We start from the raw sequence: 16,974 nt of genomic DNA, 5'->3' as shown, positions 1-16,974 counted from the left end.
CCGGTGGCTGCGTACCCTGACGTACGCTGACGGCCATGGACAACCTCGTGTCGGTGATGGAGCGTCGGCAGATTCCCCTGTACCTCGCGGCGCTCCTGGTCGGCGGTGCCGTCGGGCTGCTGTTCCCCGGGGTCTCCGACGGGGCGTCCTCGGCCGTGAACCCGGTGCTGGCGCTGCTGCTGTACGCCACCTTCCTCGGGATCCCCCTGCGCCGCGTGTGGGCGACACTGCGGGACGGGCGGTTCCTGGTGACCGTGGCGGTGGTGAACTTCGTGGTGGCACCGGCGGTGGCGTGGCTGGTGACCCGGCCGGTGGCCTCCGACGAGGTGTTGCTCGTCGGTGCACTGTTCGTCCTGCTTGCCCCGTGCATCGACTACGTCATCGTGTTCACCGGGTTGGCCGGTGGCGCCGCCGACCGGTTGCTCGCCACCGCCCCGCTGCTGATGCTGGTGCAGATGGCGCTGCTCCCGGTCTTCCTGTGGGCCTTCCTGGGCACCGGGGTGGTGGCCGACATCGACCCTGCTCCCTTCGTCGAGGCGTTCGTGGTCCTGATCCTGCTGCCGTTGTGTGCCGCCGGGCTGACCCAGCTCGTACCGTCCCCGGCCGGCGACCGGGTCCGGGGCACGGTGGGTGCGGCGATGGTGCCGCTGATGATGCTCACTCTCGCGGTGGTGGTGGCGGCCCAGATCGCGGAGGTGAACCGGCAGTGGTCGTCGCTGGTGCGGGTGGTGCCGGTGTACGTCCTGTTCGCCCTGGCGATGACGGCCGCCGGGTGGGCCGTGGGGTGGACCGCGGGACGCCTCTGGGGGACCGGCCCCGCCGCCCGACGGGCCCTGGTGTTCACCGGGGTGACCCGCAACTCCCTGGTGGTCCTGCCGCTCGTCCTCGCTCTGCCGGCCGGGTACGACCTGGCTCCGCTGGTGGTGGTCACCCAGACGCTGGTGGAACTGGTGGTGATGGTGGTGCTCGTGCGCCTGGTACCGCTGCTGGTACCGCTCAGAGGTGCAGAACCGCCCGGGCGATCATGAAGTAGACGATGAGCCCGGCGGCGTCGACGAAGGTGCTGATGAAGGGGTTGGAGAAGACGGCGGGGTCAGCACGTACCGCCCGGGCGAGCATGGGCATGATCCCGCCGACCGTCGCCGCCATCGTGCACACCGCCAGGAGGGTCAGCCCGATGATGGCGCCGACCGACGGGTCGAACACCACCCCGGTGATCACTCCACCGAGCAGGCCGAGCAGAGCCCCCAGGGACACCCCGACACCCAGCTCACGGAGCATGACCTTCCAGACGTCGCGGGGACGGACGTCGCCGAGCGCCAGTGCGCGGGTCACGGTCGTCGCCGCCTGGTTGCCGGTGTTGCCGCCGGTGCCGATCATCAAGGGCATGAACAGGGCCAGCACCGTCACCTGTTCCAGGGTGGCCTCGAACACCGAGAGCACCTGGACGGTCAGCGTGGCTCCCACCGCGAGGACCAGCAGCCAGACGATGCGGGACCCGACCAGTGACCGCACCGGTGTAGCGAGGTACGGGCGCCGCAGCGGCTCCACACCACCCTGACGGGCGGCGTCCTCGGACTCCTCGTGCTCGAGGATGCGGGCGGCGTCGTCGATGGTGAGCACCCCGACCAGGCGTCCTTCCCGGTCGACGATCGGCAGCGCGAGGAATCCGAGTTCCGCACAGCGGCGGGCTGCCGCCTCCGCGGTCTCGTAGGCCGTCATCGCGCTGACGTCCTGCATGATCTCCGACACCGGAACGTCGGCGGCACCGGTGGCACCGGCTGTTCCGCCTGTTCCGGCGCTGTACCGCAGCAGGTCGCGCAGGCTGACGACGCCGACGAGCCGTCGACTGTCGTCGAGGACGGGCAGGGTGTAGACCGTCTCGGCGTCGTCGAGCTGGGCGTAGACACGCTGCAGCGCCTCGCCCACCGTTGCATCGGCGCGGGTGGAGACGTATTCCGGTGTCATCCGTCGGCCGACCGAACCCCGGGGGTACCCGAGCACCTCGGAGGTGAGGTGCCGGTCCCTGACCGACAGGCCGTGGAGCAGACGGGGTGCCAGAGCGGCGGGCAGTTCATCGAGCAGCCACACGCGGTCGTCCGGGTCCAGGTCGCTGAAGATCGTGGCGACCTCGGCGTCGCGCAGGCCCTGGATCAGGTCGCGCTGCAGGACGGGGTCGAACTGCTCGAAGACGTCGATCGCGTTGTCCTTCGGCAACAGGCGGTACACGATCGCCCGCTCGTCGATGGACAGCCGCTCCAGCAGCGCTGTGATCTGTTCGTTGGACAAGGGTGCCAGCGTCTCGACGATACCGGTGAAGTTCTTGGACTCCACGAGTTGCTCGACGGGGCCGACGAACTCAATGGCGTCGGTGATCTGTTCGGAGGTCTGCGGGGCGTTCATGCCGGGTCCTACCGCTTTCTCGTGTGCGTCCGCGTCAGTTCAGGTACTGGCGGATACGGGCGGGGTGACGCGCCCGCGGATGCACACGGCTCAGGTCAGGACTCGACCAGCCGTTCTGCAGGGGACGGACGCGCTGCAAGGTCTGTCAGGGCTGCTGTCAGGGCAACTGTCACTGGACACTGTCCCTCACCTGCCTTTCCTGCCGGTCCTGCCGGGTCGTCGTCCGATGTGTCCGATGTCTGTCTCCGCGACCACCGTGCCACACATGCTGCTGCCGCTCAAAGCGGGGGGTCGTTCATGACGGTGGGAGGAGACCGCACGGGGGCGAACCGGGGCCGCCCCGGGTCACTCCGACGCGCCGCCACCACCGTTGACGGGGCTGCGCCGGTCGCGGGTGACCAGGGTCCGTGCGGCGAGGTCGGCGTCCGGCGGGTAGCGCACGTCCACGAGGTTCAACCCGCATGCCGGGGCGACCGGTACCGCCGAACTCCGGGACCGTTCGTCCAGTAGACCGCCGGTGAAGCCCGCGTCCCGTCTGCCCTCCCCCACGGTCAGGACGGCGCCGACGAGGGAGCGCACCATCGACCAGCAGAATGCGTCGGCGACCACCGTCGCCTCGTAGGTGGCGGGCTCGGCCGACGACGAGATGTCCCGCCAACGGAACTCCTGGAGGTCCCGGACGGTCGTCGCATTGGGCCGGTAGCGGCAGAAGGCGGCGAAATCGTGGAGTCCCACGAGGACGTCGGAGGCCGCCTGCACCGCGTCGAGGTCGACCGCCCGCCGCCATGTCGCGGTGTCCCGGGCCCGGACGGGAAGCGGGCCGGCCGGGGCCGTGGTCACACGGTAGGTGTATCGGCGTGACAGCGCCGAGAACCGCGCGTCGAAACCGTCCGGCGCAGCGCGCGCGCCGTGCAGTCGGATGTCGTCGGGGAGCATCCGGGACAACCGACGTACCAACGACTCCGGACGGTCCAGCGAACGTTGCCGGAACGCGGTCACCGGCAGGTCGACGTGGGCCACCTGCCCGTCGGCGTGGACCCCGGCGTCGGTCCGTCCGGCGACCACCAGTTCCACCGGTTCCCGGACGACCAGCGACAGGGCGTCCTCAAGTACGCCCGCCACCGTGCGCAGCCCCGCCTGCGGGCCCTTCTGCCGCGCCCACCCGTGGAAGTCGGTCCCGTCGTACGCGACGTCCAACCGCACGCGCACCGTGTCTGTGCCCGTGTCTGTCATCCGTTACTCTCCTGTCCGTCGCCGGCCTGACGACGACGTCCCCATCCCGACGCCCGGGCCCCGGCGAAACCGGGGTACCGCGGTGGGACAGACTCCGGTGTCCGGGCCGCCTCCATGTCGGCCACCCGTCGCCGCTCCTGGTCGGCCGCACCACCGAGGGAGTACATGCACACGCCGATGATCATCAGCCACACCGTCAGTGTGTCGAACGCGAGTCTCTCGTAGGCCCCCGGCAGCCCCCTGGGGCCCAGCAGCAGCAGGGCGAGCAGGCCCACCACCGAGGCGACGAGCATGAACCGGGTGATCAGCAGGTAGGCCCCGTAGATCAGCGGATGCGGGTCGCGGCCCCCGGCGGTGCGCGCGGTACCGACTCCGGTCAGGAACGCCATGAACGACCACATCAGGATCGCGTAGACCAGCATCGAGAGGTCGTGGATCGCCGGGGAGACGTTGTAGGGGAACAACCCCGCCAGCATCGACACGGCACCGGCGCCGGCGACCAGGACCGCAGGGACCCGCACCGACCGGTGTCCCTCGCGTCCGGCCGCCAGCCACATGACGCCGCCGGCGACCACGATGACGAACGCCGCGGTCGTGTAGGCGGCGTTCGTCACGAGGTAGGCCGGGTTGCACACGTACCTCGTGCCCAGGCTGTCGCGGAGGATCAGGCACTCGGTGACGGTGACGTCACTGATGCGGTTGTCGGTGAAGGAGTACAGCCCGCGCCAGCTCATCAGTGCGACGATGTGCCCGAAGCCGGTGAGGAGACCGCTGAGGAACAGCAGCACGCCGGCGAGTCGGTAGGTCAACACAGGGCATGACTCTACCAAGTCCGGACAGGAAAACGCCCGTCCCCACCGTGGACGGTGGGAACGGGCGTGACCAGGTGCCGTGGCGACGGCCGCCGGGGACTACTTCTCCTCGGCGGACTCCTCGGCAGCCTCATCGGCCTCGACCTCTGCAGCCTCGTCGGCGGCAGCGGCGTCGGTGGCCTCGTCGGCCTCGACGACCGGGGCCTCGTCCTCGGCAGCCTCGTCGGCGGCCTTGGAGGCGGCGGCGCGGGTCGCGCGGGTGGCCTCGGCGGAGGCGAGCTCCTCGAGAACCAGCGAGATCTGGCTCATCGGGGCGTTGTCGCCCTTGCGGTTCTCGAGCTTGATGATCCGGGTGTAACCACCCGGACGGCCCTCGAACTTCGGCGCGAGCTCGTTGAACAGGTAGGCGACGACCTCCTTGTCCGTGATGAGCTTCAGCACGTTACGGCGGTCGGCGACGGTACCCTTCTTCGCCTTGGTGATGATCTTCTCGACGTACGGGCGCAGCAGCTTGGCCTTCGCGTCCGTGGTCTTGATGGCGCCGTGCTCGATGAGCTGAGCTGCCAGGTTGGCGAGGATCTTCTTCTGGTGGGAAGCAGATCCGCCGAGGCGGGCACCCTTCTTCGGGGTAGGCATAACTTCTCCTCGTGTGTTTCTTTAGTCAGACTGAGTCAAGCGCGATGTCGGTGAACCACCGGTGTCCCACTCAGCACAGCCGACGGCGGTTCCCTACGAAGTGACTACTCGGCGATGTCTTCGCCCTCGGTGTCGACGAATTCGCCGGACTCCGGGTCGTAGCCCTCGATGTCGTTGATGTCGAAGCCTTCGGGTGCGTCCTTGAGACCCAGGCCCAGCTCAGCGAGCTTGACCTTGACCTCGTTGATGGACTTCTGGCCGAAGTTGCGGATATCCAGCAGGTCGGACTCGGTCCGGCCGGCGAGTTCGCCGACGGTGTGGATGTCCTCACGCTTCAGGCAGTTGTACGACCGCACGGAGAAGTCGAGGTCCTCGATCGGGGTGCTGTAGGCGGCGATGTGCTCGGTCTCCATCGGGGACGGGCCGATCTCGATACCTTCAGCAGCCAGGTTGAGTTCCTGGGCCAGACCGAACAGCTCCACCAGGGTCTTACCGGCCGACGCCATGGCGTCGCGGGCGGTGATGGAGTTCTTGGTCTCGACGTCGATGACCAGCTTGTCGAAGTCCGTGCGCTGTTCGACACGGGTCGCCTCGACCTTGTAGCTGACCTTCAGCACCGGGGAGTAGATCTGGTCGACCGGGATGCGGCCGATCTCCCCGGTGGTGGCTGCGGCCGGGACGTAGCCGCGGCCGCGCTCGACGACGAGCTCGATGTCGATCTTGCCCTGCTCATTGAGGGTGGCGATGTGCAGGTCCGGGTTGTGGACCTCCACACCGGTCGGGGCGACGACGTCAGCCCCGGTGACCTCACCGGCGCCTTCCTTCCGGATGTACATCGTGACCGGCTCATCGGAGTCCGAGGACAGGACCAGGGACTTGATGTTCAGGATGATGTCGGAGACATCCTCCTTGACACCGGGGATGGTGGTGAACTCGTGGAGCACACCCTCGATCCGGATGGAGGTGACTGCCGCGCCCGGGATGGACGACAGCAGGGTGCGGCGCAACGAGTTTCCGAGGGTGTAGCCGAAACCGGGCTCCAGCGGCTCGATGACGAACCGGGAACGGGCAGGGCTGACGAACTCTTCGCTCAACGCCGGGCGCTGTGAAATGAGCATCTTGCTTCTCCTTGGTGGCGACCGTTATTTGACGCCGTAGAGATGAACAACTGATCTTGACGGGAACCGCCACCGGCCACAGGTGCGGCGGTGGTCGGCGGTGGTGCGACCGAACGTCCTACTTGGAGTAGAACTCGACGATGAGCTGCTCCTGCAGCGGGACGTCGATCTGGGCGCGCTCGGGCAGCTGGTGCACGAGGATGCGCAGGGAAGACGGCACAACCTGGAGCCAGGCCGGGACGACAGCGTCGACCAGGAGCTCCTGGGCCTCCTCGAACCACAGCATCGAACGGGAACGGTCCCGGACGTCGATGATGTCGTACTGGGAGACCTGGAAGGACGGCACGTTGATGTTCTTGCCGTTCACGGTGAAGTGACCGTGGGAGACGAGCTGGCGTGCCTGTCGACGGGTGCGGGCCAGGCCTGCACGGTAGACGACGTTGTCCAGCCGGGACTCCAGCAGGATGACCAGGTTGTCACCGGTCTTGCCGGGGCGACGGTTGGCCTCCGCGTAGTAACGGCGGAACTGCTTCTCCATGACGCCGTAGGTGAAGCGGGCCTTCTGCTTCTCCTGCAGCTGGGTCAGGTACTCCGACTCCTTGATGCGGGTACGACCGGCCTGTCCCGGGGGGTACGGGCGACGCTCGAAGGAGCGGTCCCCGCCGACGAGGTCGACGCGGAGACGACGGGACTTACGGGTGGCGGATCCGGTATAGCGAGCCATGTGGTATCCCTATCCTTTCTTCTAGACGCGACGACGCTTCGGCGGACGGCAGCCGTTGTGCGGCTGGGGCGTCACGTCGGAGATCGTTCCGACCTCGAGGCCGGCGGTGGACAGGGAACGGATGGCGGTCTCGCGGCCGGAGCCCGGGCCCTTGACGAAAACGTCGACCTTCTTCATGCCGTGCTCCATCGCCTTGCGGGCGGCGGACTCGGCGGCCATCTGGGCGGCGAACGGCGTGGACTTACGGGAGCCCTTGAAGCCGACGTGTCCCGAGGAGGCCCAGGAAATCACAGCACCCTTCGGGTCCGTGATGGACACGATGGTGTTGTTGAAGGTGGACTTGATGTATGCGGCGCCGTGCGCCACATTCTTCTTGACGACGCGACGGCCGGTACGGCGCGCGCCGGAGCGTGCTTTGGGAGGCATAGACTACTTCTTCTTTCCTGCGATCGTCTTCTTCGGGCCCTTACGCGTACGAGCGTTGGTCTTCGTGCGCTGACCGCGCACAGGCAGGCCACGACGGTGGCGGATGCCCTGGTAGCAACCGATCTCGATCTTGCGACGGATGTCGGCCTGGACCTCGCGGCGAAGATCGCCCTCGACCTTCCAGGTGCTCTCGATCGCGTCCCTCAGAATGGAGATGTGCTCGTCCGTGAGGTCCTTGGACCGCAGGTCGGGAGAGATGCCGGTCTTCTCCAGCAGCTCGGCGGCACGGGCGGGGCCGATGCCGTAGATGTAGGTGAGTGCAACCTCCATGCGCTTGTCGCGCGGGAGGTCAACACCAGCAAGGCGTGCCATATGGCAGTTCCTTCCGGATTACTGCGGCGGTTTTCTCCACACACGTCCCGTGGTTCCGTGCCCCGTTCCACCGGCGATGGTGGGGGCGGGGGCACGGCGGGCTTCAGCCGCCGCGGCCGAAGGTGGTTGTCCGGCGCCCGGCGCCACCTCCGCGAGGGAGGCGCGCCGTGCCACCGGCTGGATGTGTGGAGGCTGAATGACTGTGCGACCAGTACGTGACCGGCCGGACGGGGTCTACTTGTAGCGGTAGACGATCCGGCCGCGGGTCAGGTCGTAGGGAGAGAGCTCCACGACGACCCTGTCCTCGGGGAGGATACGGATGTAGTGCTGACGCATCTTGCCGGAAATGTGTGCGAGCACCTTGTGCCCGTTGTCCAGCTCAACGCGGAACATCGCGTTCGGCAGGGGCTCGATGATCTTGCCCTCAACCTCGATGGCGCCTTCTTTAGCCATATCCTCCACTTTTCCCGGTCCGCCACGGGTGACGGGCCTTTAGGTCTGGTCTCGACGGTGTGCCGGGCGCTCTGCGGTGTCGCAGTGCCCACGTGTCCACACCAACGACCTACCATACGGCATCGGCCCTGGACATGACAAATGTCTCTCACATTCATCGTGTCCAGGGCCGGCACCCCGTGTCCGGGGCGCTGTCCGGAGGTTCACTCCGGGTCGGTACCGGGGTCAGTACCTGGGGGTGAGGATCCGTGGTCCGTCCTCGGTGGCCGCCACGGTGTGCTCCCAGTGCGAGGCGGGGGAACCGTCCAGGGTCTTGACACCCCAGTCGTCGTCCAGCACGTAGGAGTCGACGGTCCCGAGCGCGAGCATCGGCTCGATGGCCAGCGTGCTGCCCGCCTCGATGTGCGGCCCCTTGCCCGGCGCCCCCTCGTTGGCGAGGTACGGGTCCTCGTGCATCTCGTGACCGATGCCGTGCCCGCCGTAGCCGTCGACGATGAACAGGGGCACACCGAACTTCTGCTCCGCCCGCTCCGTCGCTTCCTCGAGCGCCCAGGAGACGTCGGTCAGGCGGTTGCCCGGGACCATGGCCCTGATCCCCTCGGAGAGGACCCATTCCGTGGCCTGGTTGAGCTTGAGGGTTTCGGGGGTGAGCGTGTCGTCTCCCCCGACGGCGAACGTCCAGGCGGAGTCCCCGACCCACCCGTCCAGCGTGGCACCGCAGTCGATGGAGACCAGGTCCCCGTCCTTCAGCACGGTGGTGGAGTCCGGGATGCCGTGGACGATCATGTCGTTCACCGAGGAGCAGATACTGCCCGGGAAGCCGCCGTACCCCTTGAACGTCGGCACCGCACCGGCGGCACGGATCGTCTCCTCGGCGACGGCGTCGAGGTCGAGCGTGGTGGCACCGGCGACGGCGGCGGCACGCACCGCCTGCAGCGCGCGTCCCACGATCTCCCCGGAAGCCTGCATGGCGTCCAGCTCACCCGCCGTCTTGCCCGCGATGACCTTGCTCTTCCTGCGGAAACCCATCGACTACCGGCCGTCTCGTTCTAACGGTCCAGGGCATCCAGCGTCGAGGACGAGATGTCCTCCACGGTGCCCTCGGCGTCGACGTTGATGATGATGTCCGCGTAGTAGTCGATCAGCGGGGCGGTCTCGTCCCGGTAGACCTGCATACGGGTGCGGATCGTGTCCTCGGTGTCGTCGCTACGGCCGCGTGCGAGCATGCGCTCCACCACGACATCCTCGGACACACGGTAGTTGAGCACGTTGTTCAGTGCGGTGCCCTTGCCGTCCAGGATCTCCGAGAGGATCTCAGCCTGCTCGACCGTGCGCGGGAACCCGTCCAGCAGGAAGCCGTCGGCGGCGTCCTTCTGGTCGAGACGCTTGCTGACCATGTCCGCGGTGACGGAGGTGGGCACCAGCTTGCCGGCGTCCATGTACTCCTGCGCCTGGCGACCCAGGTCGGTCTCCTTGGAGATGTTCTCGCGGAAGAGGTCACCCGTGGAGATGTGAGGCACGCCCAGCGAGTCGGCGAGGATGGCGGCCTGCGTGCCCTTGCCTGCACCGGGAGGGCCGAGGAGAACGAGTCTCATTTGAGGAATCCTTCGTAGTTGGCTTGCATGAGCTGGGACTCGATCTGCTTGACCGTGGTCAGAGCCACCGAGACCATAATCAGAATAGCGGTACCACCGAACGCGCCCAGACTAGAGGCCGCGCCGTCAGAGGCGAGTCCCATCGTAATCGCAACGTTCGGGAGAACGGCGATAACGGCGAGATAGACCGAACCGACGAGCAGCAGCCGCGTCATGACGTACCAGAGGTACTCCGCGGTCGGCCGGCCCGGGCGGATGCCCGGGATGAACCCACCGTACTTCTTCATGTTGTCGGCCTGGTCGTTCGGGTCGTACTGGATCGACACGTAGAAGTAGGAGAAGAAGATGATCAGCAGCGCGAAGATCGCGATGTACGGCCAACTCGACGGATCCGACAGCATCGTCATCACGTTGCGGTTCCACCAGTTGTCCGACTGCCCGGCGTCCCCGGACTGGATGATCTGTGTGATCAGGATCGGCACGGTCAGAATCGACGACGCGAAGATCACCGGGATCACGCCGGCCTGGTTGACCTTGAGCGGGAGGTAGGTCGAGGTCTCTCCGTACTGACGGCGACCGACCATCCGCTTGGCGTACTGCACCGGGATACGGCGCTGCCCCTGCTCGATGAAGATGACCCCGATCACCAGGAGCAGGACGGCGAACACCACACCGGCGAAGACGAAACCACCGGAGCTGCGCAGGATCTGCATGCCCTGTGCGGGCAACTGGGTGGCGATGCCGGCGAAGATCAGCAACGACATACCGTTGCCGACACCCCGGTCGGTGATCAACTCACCGAACCACATCACCAGCACGGCACCGGCCGTCATGATCGTCACCATGGTGACCAGACCGAACACGCCGACGTCCTCGTGCAGGACGCGGACGTTGGCCCCCAGGAGCTGCTGACGGTCCGCGAGTGCGACGATGCCCGCCGACTGCAGCAGCGCCAGAGCCACCGTGAGGTACCGGGTGTACTCGGTCATCTTCGCCTGACCGGACTGCCCCTCCTTCTTCAACTGCTCGAAGCGCGGGATGACCACGGTCAGCAGCTGCACGATGATCGACGCGGTGATGTAGGGCATGATGCCGATGGCGAACACCGACAGCTGCAGCAGGGCTCCACCGGAGAACAGGTTGATCAGCGTGTACATGCTGTTCGAGCCGTCCTCGGTCAGGGAACGGACCTGCGAGGTGACTTCCGCGTAGTCGACACCCGGGGTCGGGATCTGTGCTCCGATCCGGTAGAGGATGATCATCGCAAGAGTGAAGAAGATCTTCTTGCGCAGATCAGCATCCCGGAACGCCGAGAGCAAGGCGGTCACGTTTGCCTCCTGGCTCGGCAGTCACTGTCGGGAGCATCACTCCCGGGGCGGGCCGCCGAAGGTTTCTACTTGGGGTAAGTGTTCGGTCACTGAATCCCCGGCCGGTGGCGCCCGGAAAGGGGGACGCGGCCCGCAGGGGACAGACAACTGCACAAGGATAGCAGGGGTCGTCTGGAAGGTTACACTTCCGTGACCAAGTACATGTTCCGGGGACGGGAACACGCGCACCGTGACGGGCGACGAGGCGTAGCGACCGGCAGGATGCGCAGCGAGGAACCAGGGGCGGGCGGGCCTGCTGCGCACACCCCGCCACTGACGGACGCAGCGGCGGTCCGGCGGCAGAGGTGACGGCCGGGTGGCAGGGGCACCGGTCGGACTGGGGCCCGGGATCGCCCGCCGGGTCTGCCACTGCGCCGTCGCCTCTGCCACCACCGGACACGCAGTCCCCTCACGCAACCACTCCCCCGCGTACACGAGAACCCCCGGACCACCGTCAGACGGTGGACCCGGGGGTTCAGGTGTGTCCCCGTACCCGCGCCCGGTGGCGCAGTACGTGGACGAGGGTTCTGCTAGGAAGCCTCGGCGGCGGTGGCGATGCTGCCACCCGCTGCCTCGATCTTCTCCTTGGCGGAACGGGAGAACTTGTCCGCGGTCACGTTGAGTGCCACGGAGATCTCACCGTCGCCCAGAACCTTCACAGGCTGGTTGACGCGGACCAGGCCGGCGGACACGATGTCCGCCACGGTCACGTCGCCACCCTGGGGGAAGGCCTTGGCCAGGTCAGAGACGTTGACGACCTGGAAGACGACCTTCGCCGGGTTCTTGAAGCCCTTGAGCTTCGGCAGGCGCATGTGCAGCGGCATCTGGCCACCCTCGAAGGCGGCAGAGACCTGCTTGCGGGCCTTGGTGCCCTTGGTACCACGACCGGCGGTCTTACCCTTGGACGCCTCACCACGACCGACGCGGGTCTTGGCGGTGTTGGCACCCTTGGAGGGACGGAGGTCGTGCAGCTTGATGGGTTCGCTCATTGTTACTCCCCTGCTACTTCCTCGACCTGGACCAGGTGGCGCACGGTGTTGATCTGACCGCGGACGATGGGACCGTCCTCACGGATGACCGACTGGCCGATACGCTTGAGGCCAAGCGAGCGCAGCGAGTTACGCTGCTTAGGAATGGTTCCGACAGTGCCCTTGAGCTGGGTGATCTTCAGTGCCATCTCAATCACGCTCCCTGTCCTGCGGCGCGGGCGCGCAGCATCGGCGCCGGGGTGACCTCTTCGAGGGTCTTGCCACGACGGGCGGCGACCTCTTCGGGGCGGACCAGCTGCTTGAGTGCGTCCACGGTGGCGTGGACGACGTTGATGGCGTTGTCGGAGCCCAGGGACTTCGACAGGACGTCCTGGACGCCGGCGCACTCGAGCACGGGGCGGGCGGCACCGCCGGCGATGACACCGGTACCCGGTGCGGCGGGCTTCATCCACACGACGCCGGCGGCGGCTTCGCCCTGGACCTCGTGGGTGATGGTGCCGGCGATCATCGGGACGCGGAAGAAGTTCTTGCGAGCTTCCTCTGCGCCCTTCTGGATCGCGGCGGGAACTTCCTTGGCCTTGCCGTAGCCGACGCCGACCATGCCCTGGCCGTCACCGACGATCACCAGAGCGGTGAAGCTGAAGCGACGACCACCCTTGACGACCTTGGAGACGCGGTTGATGGTCACGACGCGCTCGAGGTACTGCGAGCGCTCGTCCTGCTGGTCGCGACGGCCACCACGACGGTCGTCACGACCGCCGTTGTTGCCGCGGCCCCGGTTGTCCCGGTTGTCCTTGTTGTTGCTGTCGGCGGTGCGTCCGCCGTTACGATCACGTTCCGACATCACGCAGTCCTTCCGTCGGTGAAAATGTTGTCGTTGCGCATTAGAACTTCAGACCACCTTCACGGGCGGCGTCTGCCAGGGCGGCGACACGGCCGTGGTACTGGTAGCCACCACGGTCGAAGACGACGGTCTCGATGCCGGCGGCCTTGGCACGCTCGGCGATCAGCTGACCGATGCGGGCGCCACGGTCCTTCTTGTCACCGTCCAGTGCACGGACGTCGGGCTCGATCGTCGACGCAGCGGCCAGGGTGTGGCCCTTGGTGTCGTCGATGACCTGGACGTGCATGTGACGGGAGGTGCGGTGCACCACGAGACGCGGGGTCTCGGGGGTGCCGCTGATGTTCTTGCGCAGACGGTAGTGGCGACGTGCGCGTGCGACGCGACGGCGGGTGGAGATGTCCTTGCCCACCGGGATGCGCTTGTTGCTTGCAGTGCTCTGTGCCATCTCTACTTACCCGTCTTTCCGACCTTGCGACGGATCTGCTCGCCCGCGTAGCGGATACCCTTGCCCTTGTAGGGGTCGTCCTTACGGAGACGACGGATATTGGCGGCGATCTGTCCGACCTGCTGCTTATCGATACCGGTGATGGAGAACTTGGTGTTTCCGTCGACGGCGAAGGTGATTCCCTCCGGTGCCTCGATGAGGACCGGGTGGGAGTAGCCGAGGGCGAACTCGAGGTTGCTGCCCTTGGCCTGGACACGGTAGCCGACACCGAAGATTTCCATCTTGGTGGTGTAGCCCTCGGTCACGCCGACAACCATGTTGTTGACGAGCGACCGGGACAGGCCGTGCAGGGAGCGGTTCTTGCGGTGGTCGTCCGGACGGCTCACGACGAGCTCGTTGTCCTCCTGGACAACGGAGATCGGGGCCGGGATGACCTGCGAAAGAGTACCCTTGGGGCCCTTGACCTCGACGTTCTGGCCGTCGATGGTGACGGTGACGCCGGCGGGCACGGCCACGGGGTTCTTACCGATTCGTGACATTGCTTCGTCCTCCTTCTACCAGACGTAGGCGAGGACTTCCCCACCCACGCCCTTCTCGGTCGCCTGACGGTCGGTCAGCAGGCCGTGGGAGGTGGAGATGATCGCCACGCCCAGGCCGCCGAGGACCTTCGGGAGGTTGGTGGACTTGGCGTACACGCGCAGGCCCGGCTTGGACACGCGGCGCAGCCCGGCGATCGAACGCTCGCGGGACGTGCTGTACTTCAGTTCCAGGGTGAGCTTCTTGCCGGTCGAGGCGTCCTCGACGGCGTAGTCGGCGATGTAGCCCTCGGACTTCAGGATCTCGGCGATGTTGGCCTTGATCTTGGAGGACGGCATCGAGACGCTGTCGTGGTACGCGTTGGACGCGTTCCTCACGCGGGACAGCATGTCCGCGATGGGGTCAGTCATGGTCATGGAGGTGACCTCTAGCCTTTCTCGTCACGGTTCCCCGTCCACCCGGGCGTCACCGCGCATTGGTGTCCGGCAACTCGACGCTCCCCGGACTCAGTAGTCCGGCTTGCTCGCTGCCTTGTGTTCCGCGCGGCCGCAATAGGCGGTGGGCCTGCGACAAAGTGGTTCATGTTCAGGAGTCTCGACATGCTGCGGCGGCGCGGCGTGATCCTCGACGGACACGGCATACCCTACAGCGAGACCCGTTCACGTTACCAACCAGGGGAAACAAAGGCAAAACCGGCACATACGCCGCATCCCGCCCCCGCGGTCCCCGTCCCCCACTTCCCCGCCCGATCGTTGTCATGGTCAACTATGGGCGTAGGCTCGACACCTGCATCCATCTTCCGGGACACAGTGAGGACACCTCAGCGCAATGTGCGGCATCGTCGGCATGGTGGGAAACCAGCCGGTCAACCAGGACATTTACGACGCTCTCCTGCTTCTGCAGCATCGCGGGCAGGACTCGACGGGCATGGCGACCGCCGAGGAGGGCGGACACATGCACCTCTTCCGCGCCCGTGGCATGGTGCGGGAGTCCTTCCGTACCCGGGACATGCGCTCGCTGCTCGGCACCGCCGGGCTGGGGCACGTGCGCTACGTGACCCGTGGTGCGGCCTCGAACGAGCAGGAGTCGCAGCCGTTCTACGTCAACTCCCCGTACGGCATCACGCTGGTGCACAACGGGAACCTGACCAACACCCGCGAGCTGACCACGGAGATGCGCCACCGTGACCGCCGGCACCTCAACACCTCCAGCGACACCGAGCTGCTGCTCAACGTGCTGGCCAACGAACTGCAGTCCACCACGGGCCCGGACGACCTCAACGCCGACGGCATCTTCGACGCCGTCACCGCGACGATGGGACGGATCGAGGGCGCCTACGGTGTGATCTCGCTGATCGCCCATCACGGTCTGCTCGCCTTCCGCGACCCCAACGGCATCCGCCCGCTGGTGCTGGGCCGTCGCCGCCCGACGGCCACCGGCGGGTCCCACGCCGTCGGCGGGCACGACGAGTGGGTCGTCGCCAGTGAGTCGCTCGTCCTGGAGAACGCCGACTACGAACTCGAACGCGAGATCGCCCCGGGTGAGGCCGTGTTCATCACCACCGACGGCGTACTGCACTCACGGCAGTGCGTCGCCGACGCCCGCCTGGAGCCCTGCTCCTTCGAGTACGTCTACCTCGCCCGCCCCGACTCGGTGATGAACGGCATCAGCGTCTACGACTCGCGGCTGCGGATGGGCGCACGCCTGGCGACGACGATCGCCGAGCACGTCCCCACGGACGACGTCGACGTCGTCATGCCCATCCCGGACTCGGCGCGCCCGGCGGCGATGGAGGTCGCCCGCGTCCTCGACATCCCCTACCGCGAGGGGTTCTTCAAGAACCGCTACGTGGGCCGGACGTTCATCATGCCGGGGCAGGCGGTGCGCAAGAAGAGCGTGCGGCAGAAGCTCAACGCCATGTCCTCCGAGTTCGCCGGCAAGCACGTCCTGCTCATCGACGACTCCATCGTGCGGGGGACCACGAGCTACGAGATCATCGCCATGGCCCGGGCCGCCGGAGCCCGGAAGGTCAGCTTCGCCTCCGCCGCTCCCCCGATCCGGCATCCGCACGTCTACGGCATCAACATCCCCGACCGTGACGAACTCGTCGCCGCGGGACGGTCCGTCCCGGAGGTCTGCAAGGTCCTCGGCGCCGACCACCTCGTCTACCAGAAGGTCGAGGACCTGGAGGGTGCCATCCTCGACGGCCAGACCGACGCACAGCTCGACGGACTCGACATGAGCTGCTTCGACGGCCGGTACGTCACCGGCACCGTCACCGACGAGTACCTGGAGTGGGTACGCGACAACCAGGTCTCCTGACCGGTAGATTGGGCCCCATGCTCGAACTCTTCCAGGGTCGGCTCCGGGGCCGGCTGATTCCCGGCCAACCGTTGATCGTCGTCGCCGTCGCCGCCGAGGCCGCCGACCTGGACGAGGACGCACCGGTCCTGCTGACCGGAATCGGCCGGCTCAACGCCACGCTCGCGGTGACCGACTGCCTGCACCGCTACCTGCGTGCCGGCGGGTTGCCCAGTGCGGTCATCAACATCGGGACGGCCGGGGCCCTGCGACCGGGGCTGACCGGGGTCCACCGGGTCGACCGGGTCGTCCTGCACGACTTCTCGCACGCCGCCGTCGCGGCCCTGACCGGCCGGGACGAGTACCCGCCCATCGACCTGCGTTCATCCGCCCCGGCCTCCTCACCGGCGTCCTCACCGGGGGTGACCCTGGCCACCGGCGACATCTTCGTCGATGACCGGGGTACCCGGGACCGCCTCGCGCAGGACGCCGACCTGGTGGACATGGAGGGGTACGCCGTCGCCGCGGTCGCGCAGTGGTTCGGTGTCCCCGTACAGCTGGCCAAGATCGTCAGCGACACCGCCGATGACGTGGCCGGCGCGTCGTGGCACCGCGAGATGCCCGCCCTGGCCCGCGAGCTCGCGGCACATTCACGCCAGGCCCTCGGCGGGCCTCCACACCCGACCCCCTAGCGGCCGGGTAAGTGTGTGCTAATTTCT

General features: G+C 67.1%; 21 protein-coding genes. 3 read left to right on the top strand and 18 right to left on the bottom strand.

What is annotated here, in order from left to right; all coding sequences use genetic code 11:
• Window positions 1-35: 35 nt before the first annotated feature.
• Window positions 36-1,028, top strand: coding sequence for an arsenic resistance protein (locus PQI66_RS07155; RefSeq protein WP_339997078.1), 993 nt, complete (start codon window positions 36-38; stop codon window positions 1,026-1,028).
• Here PQI66_RS07155 and mgtE read toward each other — a convergent pair.
• The 18 genes from mgtE to rpsH form a co-directional block, all read right to left on the bottom strand.
• Window positions 997-2,403, bottom strand: a complete 1,407-nt coding sequence (gene mgtE, locus PQI66_RS07150; RefSeq protein ID WP_339997077.1) for a magnesium transporter — start codon at window positions 2,401-2,403, stop codon at window positions 997-999. The two genes, PQI66_RS07155 and mgtE, sit on opposite strands and share 32 nt — an antisense overlap.
• A 345-nt stretch (window positions 2,404-2,748) precedes the next feature.
• Window positions 2,749-3,636, bottom strand: coding sequence for a tRNA pseudouridine(38-40) synthase TruA (truA, locus tag PQI66_RS07145; protein ID WP_339997074.1), 888 nt, complete (start codon window positions 3,634-3,636; stop codon window positions 2,749-2,751).
• Entirely contained in the window at window positions 3,633-4,448 is an 816-nt protein-coding gene (locus PQI66_RS07140) for a hypothetical protein (protein WP_339997073.1), read from the bottom strand. The genes truA and PQI66_RS07140 overlap by 4 nt, the downstream gene beginning before the upstream one ends.
• Before the next feature lie 99 nt (window positions 4,449-4,547).
• Window positions 4,548-5,084, bottom strand: coding sequence for a 50S ribosomal protein L17 (gene rplQ / locus PQI66_RS07135; protein WP_339997072.1), 537 nt, complete (start codon window positions 5,082-5,084; stop codon window positions 4,548-4,550).
• A gap of 104 nt (window positions 5,085-5,188) precedes the next feature.
• Window positions 5,189-6,202, bottom strand: coding sequence for a DNA-directed RNA polymerase subunit alpha (locus PQI66_RS07130; RefSeq protein ID WP_339997071.1), 1,014 nt, complete (start codon window positions 6,200-6,202; stop codon window positions 5,189-5,191).
• A 118-nt stretch (window positions 6,203-6,320) separates the two neighbouring features.
• Window positions 6,321-6,926 carry a 30S ribosomal protein S4 gene (rpsD, locus tag PQI66_RS07125; RefSeq protein WP_038546451.1) on the bottom strand — a complete coding sequence of 202 codons (606 nt, stop codon included), beginning with the start codon at window positions 6,924-6,926 and terminating at the stop codon, window positions 6,321-6,323.
• A 21-nt stretch (window positions 6,927-6,947) separates the two neighbouring features.
• A complete protein-coding gene (rpsK, locus tag PQI66_RS07120; RefSeq protein WP_038546448.1) occupies window positions 6,948-7,352 on the bottom strand; it encodes a 30S ribosomal protein S11 in 405 nt (134 codons plus the stop codon).
• A gap of 3 nt (window positions 7,353-7,355) precedes the next feature.
• Complete coding sequence (gene rpsM, locus PQI66_RS07115) at window positions 7,356-7,724, bottom strand: 30S ribosomal protein S13 (protein WP_301443816.1); 369 nt, start codon at window positions 7,722-7,724, stop codon at window positions 7,356-7,358.
• Between the two features lie 234 nt (window positions 7,725-7,958).
• Complete coding sequence (gene infA / locus PQI66_RS07110; RefSeq protein ID WP_025251938.1) at window positions 7,959-8,177, bottom strand: translation initiation factor IF-1; 219 nt, start codon at window positions 8,175-8,177, stop codon at window positions 7,959-7,961.
• A gap of 225 nt (window positions 8,178-8,402) precedes the next feature.
• Window positions 8,403-9,206 (bottom strand): type I methionyl aminopeptidase, encoded by an 804-nt coding sequence (gene map / locus PQI66_RS07105; protein WP_339997068.1) that lies wholly within the window; start codon window positions 9,204-9,206, stop codon window positions 8,403-8,405.
• Window positions 9,207-9,226: 20 nt separating this feature from the next.
• Window positions 9,227-9,772, bottom strand: a complete 546-nt coding sequence (locus PQI66_RS07100) for an adenylate kinase (RefSeq protein WP_339997067.1) — start codon at window positions 9,770-9,772, stop codon at window positions 9,227-9,229.
• Window positions 9,769-11,100 carry a preprotein translocase subunit SecY gene (gene secY / locus PQI66_RS07095; protein ID WP_339997066.1) on the bottom strand — a complete coding sequence of 444 codons (1,332 nt, stop codon included), beginning with the start codon at window positions 11,098-11,100 and terminating at the stop codon, window positions 9,769-9,771. The genes PQI66_RS07100 and secY overlap by 4 nt, the downstream gene beginning before the upstream one ends.
• Before the next feature lie 569 nt (window positions 11,101-11,669).
• Entirely contained in the window at window positions 11,670-12,128 is a 459-nt protein-coding gene (rplO, locus tag PQI66_RS07090; RefSeq protein WP_339997065.1) for a 50S ribosomal protein L15, read from the bottom strand.
• A 2-nt stretch (window positions 12,129-12,130) separates the two neighbouring features.
• Window positions 12,131-12,316 carry a 50S ribosomal protein L30 gene (rpmD, locus tag PQI66_RS07085; RefSeq protein WP_038551242.1) on the bottom strand — a complete coding sequence of 62 codons (186 nt, stop codon included), beginning with the start codon at window positions 12,314-12,316 and terminating at the stop codon, window positions 12,131-12,133.
• A 5-nt stretch (window positions 12,317-12,321) separates the two neighbouring features.
• Window positions 12,322-12,972, bottom strand: a complete 651-nt coding sequence (gene rpsE, locus PQI66_RS07080) for a 30S ribosomal protein S5 (RefSeq protein ID WP_339997063.1) — start codon at window positions 12,970-12,972, stop codon at window positions 12,322-12,324.
• Window positions 12,973-13,012: 40 nt separating this feature from the next.
• Window positions 13,013-13,417: a 50S ribosomal protein L18 gene (gene rplR / locus PQI66_RS07075; RefSeq protein ID WP_339997062.1), complete on the bottom strand. Its 405-nt coding sequence runs from the start codon at window positions 13,415-13,417 to the stop codon at window positions 13,013-13,015.
• A gap of 2 nt (window positions 13,418-13,419) precedes the next feature.
• Window positions 13,420-13,956: a 50S ribosomal protein L6 gene (gene rplF / locus PQI66_RS07070; protein WP_339997060.1), complete on the bottom strand. Its 537-nt coding sequence runs from the start codon at window positions 13,954-13,956 to the stop codon at window positions 13,420-13,422.
• 15 nt (window positions 13,957-13,971) lie between these two features.
• Window positions 13,972-14,370, bottom strand: a complete 399-nt coding sequence (gene rpsH / locus PQI66_RS07065; RefSeq protein WP_075811310.1) for a 30S ribosomal protein S8 — start codon at window positions 14,368-14,370, stop codon at window positions 13,972-13,974.
• A 412-nt stretch (window positions 14,371-14,782) separates the two neighbouring features.
• On the opposite strand from rpsH, the gene purF reads away from it, so the two are divergent.
• Together purF and PQI66_RS07055 are read left to right on the top strand one after the other, a co-directional pair.
• Complete coding sequence (purF, locus tag PQI66_RS07060; protein WP_339997057.1) at window positions 14,783-16,276, top strand: amidophosphoribosyltransferase; 1,494 nt, start codon at window positions 14,783-14,785, stop codon at window positions 16,274-16,276.
• A gap of 17 nt (window positions 16,277-16,293) precedes the next feature.
• Window positions 16,294-16,947, top strand: a complete 654-nt coding sequence (locus PQI66_RS07055; RefSeq protein WP_339997055.1) for a nucleosidase — start codon at window positions 16,294-16,296, stop codon at window positions 16,945-16,947.
• Window positions 16,948-16,974: the final 27 nt, after the last annotated feature.

Origin of the sequence: Corynebacterium sp. USCH3, from assembly GCF_037619475.1 — a bacterium.
GTDB lineage: Bacteria > Actinomycetota > Actinomycetes > Mycobacteriales > Mycobacteriaceae > Corynebacterium.
The sequence above is the reverse complement of the archived record's forward strand: the minus strand, read 5'-3'. Positions and strand labels throughout refer to the sequence as shown.